Here is a 6,685-nt window from a genome sequence, read left to right on the forward strand (position 1 = left end):
AACACCGGAAAACTCGCTCTAGGTTTGGTCTGGAAAACCCAAGCGGATCACTCAAGGTCATCCAGCAATCTTGCACATGAAACGCTTTAGTGTTGGACCGCAATCCTGTCAGCACCTCGAATTGTGACCCGAAACACTTACCGCACTCTGGAGCCCGCTAACTAGAATCTCCTACGACAGTTTTTGCCACCATCACTTTCCATCTTGCGGAATGGCGTCATGCAGGTGCTCTATTCGCACTGCAGTTGGCTGGATAGGTATTAGGACACAGGAGCCACCTCGGTTCTTCTTACGTCTGTGCCAGCGAACTACGAAATGCATGAATTTTGTAGCAGTACAAAAATTATTGATGGACTTTCCTGTGTGAAAATGCGTCGGAAGCGTGGAGTGTGCTTAATCTGAGCGAATACAGGTTCAGCGTCAGATATTTCAAGTTGCAGGGGCATTGTCAAGTTACCGGGAGTGAGGCCGTAGGACGTCAGGTGTGACGACTGTCGGAAGGCAGTCGACGGATTTTTAGCGAGTTCAGCAAACTCGCGCGATGCCGTTGTCACGTTGACGGGGTGTTGATGTATCCGTGATGCGATGACGAAAACGAAATCGCGTTATCACGGCCACCGGCTCCCGGCGACGGTCATCAACCATCCCGTGCGGTGGTACTACCGGTTCCAGCTCAACCTGCGCGGCATCGGAGATGTTTCTGTTCTAACGCAGAGTGACAGTCAGTCGCGAGACGATTAGCCGTTGGTGCGATGGGTTCGGCGTGGGCGTTGCCCATCGGGTGAAAGCGGCGCGCAGCAAGCTGGGTAGCATGCGGCACCTCGACGAGATGCTCGTCGCCCTTCGTGGCGAGCCGTACCTGCTGCGGCCTGCAGTTGACGGGCACGACGCCGAACTCGACACCCTTCTGCAGAAACCCTTCTCGCTATCGCAAACACCTCGCCGCCCAGTTCACCAGATGGCGTGAACTAAACCATGTCACCCACACTCCCTCCGCTTTCTGAGCAACGACCGCTCCCCGGCACTTTTGAGACTCCGACGCTCCAACGTGACAATGCCGTAGCAACTGCAGAAAACTCCCACGGGTTGACTGGGCAACCATTATGTGACGGCAAGACAGGGCAGACCGTGGCGAGTCAAACCCAATGCCGTCAAAGAACACCAATCTCGCCAAGTTGATGGGGACTCGTCAGGATGCTCCATCAGGGATCGCCGGCTTGCGACCGGTACTAAAATCCGAATGCATCGCTGCAATCGTTAGCTTCGAAACATCACGACATGAAAGCTTCGCAAACCGGGGGCGTCCATGCACGACGGTACTTGGCGGGCACGCTCATGCGATTTCGACACAAACGGATTTGCCAAAGGCGTTCAACAATAGTGCAACAAGACAAGAAAACTTACCTACGAAAAATGGTAGTTCCCGCGGAGATCTAACAGGCTTCTAATGAGGTCAATCCCACTCAATAACTGAGCCCACAATGATCACCACGATTACCAGAAGCGGGAAAAACCTGGCCAATCTCAGGCGCGCCGTTGGCCAATATCGGTACAAGATTTTTATCGAACAGCTAGGCTGGCAATTGCCAACGATCAATGGTCTAGAACAGGACCAGTTCGACTTGGACGAGACCCTCTATGTCATCGGCGTCGACGAACACGCCAACATTCACGGATGTGCGCGATTATTGCCGACCAGTCGTCCCTACCTGCTATCCGAAGTGTTTCCCTTTCTGATGGATTCGGTGTCCCCGCCGAGCAGCAACCGTATTTGGGAGCTGTCGCGCTTTGCGGTCAGCCCGGCCGGGACATTTAACCGTGCCATTATCGACGTGGAGGAGACTACCCGCATCATGCTCACAGCTGCCGTGGCATGTGCGGCGGAGCATGGTGCGGAACGTCTGATCACGGTTTCGCCGCTTGGTATCGAGCGGTTGTTGTCGCGCATGGGGGTCCATGCACACCGCGCCGGTCAGCCCCAGCGAGTGGACGGCAAGCTGGTATTCGCCTGCTGGATCGAAATTGATGCCCAAACCAAAAACGCACTCACGAAGTTCGACATTCATGAGTGTCTGGCGGTCGCATGAGTACACGCGCTCTTCTGAATACGATGAAAAGGCTGTGTCACGCACGTTCACTTGCGCACTTCTATCGGAACACAGGTGTCGGAGAATACAGTCAAGGTCGAGTGAAAATACCGATCACAAGCGTTGAGATTAGTTAGATTTACAGGAACACTCCAAAGCAACGTAATCAATATCAGCGTTCATATTCCAGAGCAATGCTCAGATTCAGACGACAAGCATAAAAATTAATTAATATCGCCGGCTTTTCCTTGATGCAGTGGATTTCCGGGATCTGCACATCGTTTTATGAACATTGCGGAAGGTTCAACGGATAACGCGGTGCGCTACGGCCCTGAATTTGCCGAGCTGGCGGAAGGCTCGGAAATGAGGCACCTGTCGGTTTAGTTTATTCCACTCCCGCAGAGAGCTATTTCAATAGGACAGATAGTGCTCTGGTCGTGATACCTGGCGCATGACTGTGCGCATCTGCTCGTCCTCCGCCCGCGTCGCCCCGCCGTGTGGCTTGGTGAGATGCTATCGCTTATCAACGGTGTTCCTGATACGCGGTTCTCCGTGTATCAGGCAAAGCATCTCCGGGTCGTGATGAAATGCTTCTTCGCCACCACCACTGAGGTGATCGGCGAGGACAGTCCCACCGTCGCCAGGATCCCGCTCCGCACGACGCTAAGCTTGATGCGCAGTACGCATGCGACTGAGGACGGTGCCGCACCAACCGCCGTTCGTGGCAGCCTTCAGCACCCGTCCTTGGGGTCACCCTTGACGTGAGGCGAACTCGTCATCTTGGGTCAGTGTTTGCTATTCCGACTGCTTGAGATACAGGCGATGCGCGTAAATTAAGACACTACCCCGAATGGAGACAATTTTCGGCGGTCTGATCTTATACCCACATACTCCTGAATTTTCATATAAATGTCACGGCAACCCGATAAATCTCAATTCTTCTCACTATTCATGCTTAGTGCATCTTTTATTCCACTCAATTAGACTTTGTGATCTCTTTTCTCTATTGTGTATTGGTTTTCGTTCCAACTGACGGGCAGCGAAAGGATGATCCGGCATCAGTCATTGGGTCACTCTCTCTGGTCGATTTTCTGGAGAGGCGTTTCAGGGTGTCGCCACCGCTGCCGGTGTACTTTCCGTTGAGGAGGGGTTATGGAGTTCGTCGTGACGTCTCACGCGGACGTTTCTGAACACTCGGCAGCAGTGCGGGGCTGGGAGCAAACGTACGATCAGCTCGAACGCGGCCCACTCTGCAGCACACTGACGCAGCTATCCGGCAACGGCTACCAGATGTTTCTCGAGTCGATCGACAAACGTGTAGTCGAGCGCGGACGGTCACCGGACGGGCGACTTTGCATTGGAATCTCGTGGCAGGGTGTGGCGCTGGACAATGTGGATTGGGCGCGCGCGAGTGGAACATGTCACGTCGGTCTGCTGCGCAATGGTGAACCGTTCAAGCTGCAGATGCCAGCTGGAGCAACGTTGCTTTCCATCAATCTGGATTTTGCGCGCTTTCACGAACGAGCAGTCACCTGTCTAGACGATGCCCAGTTGCGACAGATTGAAGATGCCAGCTCTATTGAAGTTCCGGTATCGGTGGCCGCTCGCGTCGCCGGACACCTGTGCGGGGTCCTTCAGCAAGCCGCAGGGCGAGACTGGTCAGCGGCGTCTTCCTACGAGGACAATGAACTCGCTGATCTTTTTATGTCTGCATCCCTGAAGCTCTTCGACTCTGGTCGTCATGACCGTACCGAACAACGCCGCTCGCTCGCGGTATGTACCTGGTTGGTCAAGCGCAGCGAGGAACTTCTCTTCGAACGGATGGCCGTCACCGTCGCGGATCTGTCCAAGCAACTAAAGGTCAGCCCACGAACTTTACAGAACAGTTTCCACGCCGTCACAGGTACCTCGCCAACAGAGTACCTGCGTGGGCTTCGTCTAAATGCCGTCCGGCGCCGGTTGGCTGCGACGTCACCTGATGTACTGAGCGTTGGTGATGCGGCAGCAGAAATGAGCTTTTATCACCTCAGCAACTTCGCCCGCTACTATCGCAACCTGTTCGGTGAGTTGCCGTCGAAAACGCGCCGCGCCCACAGTTTGTCGGCTGGTTAGGGTATACGGAAGCATCGAGTTTTTGTGCCGATTCGGGTTGACGTTGCTATGTTAGTAATACTGGTGATTGCCATGAATACTGCCGGAGAAAAAGAACGCACAAACAGGGGTTGAGCTGTAGATTATGCATCTGGCATGGTGGCTTGAGCTACGCGGATAGACTTGGGTCTGGAAACCTGTCCTGTGGATCATCGACAATTCTTTCTGGGCCAGCCCAGCCGACGCGCGCCGGCCAGTGCTGCGATCAAGACGCATGGAACAGCCATTCGCCAGACGCGATGGTATCCATGCCCTCTGTCGGTGAGTGACATGCCATCCGTTTGTCCCTTACAGCCAGCCTGCGGCCGTACGATATACCTGATATCGATCCCGACCGATTGGCCCAGCGATGTCAAGCTGCCGGTCCGGTGCGTTCTCCACCACTGGTACCGCCTGCCAGCAGTCAGTCGTCGAGCCGAAATTACACTTCCAACTTGTGCGTAGACCAGCTTTGCGCATCAAAGTACGGACCCGATAGCGGCGAAAACTGCCTTGGCGCGAATCTGTTCTTGTACGCGCTTTGTGCTCGGCCTGGCACGCCGGTGCGCGTAGTCGCCAGAGCACCTCACCAGTAAAACCCGACGGACGTTATCGACCGATATGAACTCGTGTTGCAGGTGGGCTCTCACTCGTCAGCGCACTTCAACAGAGCCTTGCAAGCTAGGCAGGCTCTTCGTAAGGCAAATCAACTAGGGACATCGACCGTTCTATCCGTCCAGTGTGGGTTCATGCTCAGTGGCGTGAGAGGGGTCGAGCTGCGAGGCCAGCCTCCGTCCTGATTTTCTTGTGCTGATTTTGGATAACGGCTTAGACAACGTCCGGTCTATGATGAACACCACGCAGCTCTAAGACAGCACGCGCGTGGTCGGTAGGCTGTACCTAAAGCGTGAAATCAGTGGCCAACGTTCTGCTCCAGCGTGAATACGTGACGGTGCCAATGCGATCTTTCATCACAAAATATTTGTCATCCGCAGATGGAAGTGCATCACATCGAACTGCAAAAAGCAGTACCAGTCCTTTTTTCTGCTTGTCATCACAAAATCGCAATCGCTTGAGCGCCTGGAAAGCGATGTCGACTATGTTTCTTCGGAATAACTCCGTAAGTTTATTTGACCTCGACGCTTACAATACAAACAAGCACTCAGCACACTCAAGCTCTTATGGTCCCGAATCCGTAGACCACGCCCATCCGGAATACACATGTAATTTTTCTGAATTGAGGGCATGGATGTTCCGAAATTTATGCGTACTTTTCGACCGAAACTTTCAACGTTGTTAGATCACGTAATACGATGTGGTTCCGTAATTCTTACACGCCGGTATGTAAGCTTCCAAGTCGACTAAGCGGTATACCTAGAGCACGGAAATGCATGAACTACTATTGTCGTGGATTAGCCAAATTTCGGCCTGCAGAACGGAGGCCGACATGCTCGCAGTACTCATCAGGGCGGCGCAGCATCTAGGTTTCGATCATGCCGCATACGGAATACGATATCCCGTTCCCATCACGAAACCGCAAATCATCATGACCTCAACTTACCCAGACGAGTGGAAAGCGCGGTATTTCGAGAGGCAATACATTGGAGTGGATCCGACAGTCAAGAATGCACTTGCGACGGATAGTCCTGTAGCGTGGACGGGTAATGACACGGGAAAACATGGTTCCTTCTGGGACGAAGCGTCATCGTTCGGAATTGTTCATGGCTGGTCAGCGGCATCGCGGGGCGCAGACGGCACGGTCGGGTTACTGACACTGGCACGCAATTCATGCCCAATCAGTCCTGGAGAGCGGATCAGCAATGAAGCGGTAGTGATCCTACTGTCTCAAGCAGCACACGCAATTATGGCACCGCGACTGACGGTCGATCGGTTCGCCGAGGGTATTTTAACTGCTCGGGAAATCGATGTCCTGAAATGGACGGCGGACGGCAAAACAGCATACGAAATAGCGAAAATTCTCATAATTGCTGAGTGCACGGTCAATTTTCATATTAAGAACATCGTTGCCAAACTAGGGTGCGCGAACAAAATACAGGCGGCTGCCAAGGCAGCCTTAATAGGGCTTCTGAGATAACGGGGGAATTGTCAAATTGTTGGCCCTTGCGCAGCCGGAAACGCGGCAGATATGCGCGTCGAACTTAGGCGGCAAGGCGCCTTACGATTGCAGCAGCCGTCACGTTCTTTACATCCCAGAAGTTGGTGCGCGCAACGCTCGACTTTGCCGCACTTTCGTGTGATACGGCAATGTTTAAACAGATTGTCCGCCTGATCGTGCTCTACGCTTAACGTTGCGCCTTCCTCGACGCTCATATCGGCCGCAGCCTCACTCGTTTCGCCTCGCACATAACCCGGATGAATGGAGTTCGGCTTGATCAGGGTATCGAGCAGTTCGTGGGCCTGACCTGCCTGATTTCTTCGGACCATTTCAGTCTTGGAGAATGGCCTCG

At 53.7% G+C, this 6,685-nt stretch carries 3 protein-coding genes and 2 pseudogenes; 4 read left to right on the forward strand and 1 reads right to left on the reverse strand.

The window, feature by feature from the left end; translation table 11 throughout:
• Positions 1–585: 585 nt before the first annotated feature.
• The 4 genes and pseudogenes from M0D65_RS32970 to M0D65_RS32985 all read left to right on the forward strand — a co-directional run.
• A pseudogene (locus M0D65_RS32970) lies at positions 586–916 on the forward strand (IS6 family transposase); the annotation flags it as partial.
• Between the two features lie 565 nt (positions 917–1,481).
• Entirely contained in the window at positions 1,482–2,087 is a 606-nt protein-coding gene (locus M0D65_RS32975) for an acyl-homoserine-lactone synthase (RefSeq protein WP_266256191.1), read from the forward strand.
• A gap of 1,152 nt (positions 2,088–3,239) precedes the next feature.
• A complete protein-coding gene (locus M0D65_RS32980) occupies positions 3,240–4,199 on the forward strand; it encodes a helix-turn-helix domain-containing protein (RefSeq protein ID WP_266256192.1) in 960 nt (319 codons plus the stop codon).
• Between the two features lie 1,465 nt (positions 4,200–5,664).
• Complete coding sequence (locus M0D65_RS32985; RefSeq protein ID WP_266256193.1) at positions 5,665–6,312, forward strand: autoinducer binding domain-containing protein; 648 nt, start codon at positions 5,665–5,667, stop codon at positions 6,310–6,312.
• Positions 6,313–6,323: 11 nt separating this feature from the next.
• On the opposite strand, the pseudogene M0D65_RS32990 reads toward M0D65_RS32985, so the two are convergent.
• Positions 6,324–6,685 (reverse strand): annotated as a pseudogene (locus M0D65_RS32990) (hypothetical protein); the annotation flags it as partial.

Origin of the sequence: Paraburkholderia sp. CHISQ3, assembly GCF_030464945.1 — a bacterium.
GTDB lineage: Bacteria > Pseudomonadota > Gammaproteobacteria > Burkholderiales > Burkholderiaceae > Paraburkholderia > Paraburkholderia megapolitana.

Bases quoted from the DNA above. Each gene is read 5' to 3' on its own strand.
- M0D65_RS32975 (WP_266256191.1), top strand. From the start codon at position 1,482: ATGATCACCACGATTACCAGAAGCGGGAAAAACCTGGCCAATCTCAGG.
- M0D65_RS32980 (WP_266256192.1), top strand. From the start codon at position 3,240: ATGGAGTTCGTCGTGACGTCTCACGCGGACGTTTCTGAACACTCGGCA.
- M0D65_RS32985 (WP_266256193.1), top strand. From the start codon at position 5,665: ATGCTCGCAGTACTCATCAGGGCGGCGCAGCATCTAGGTTTCGATCAT.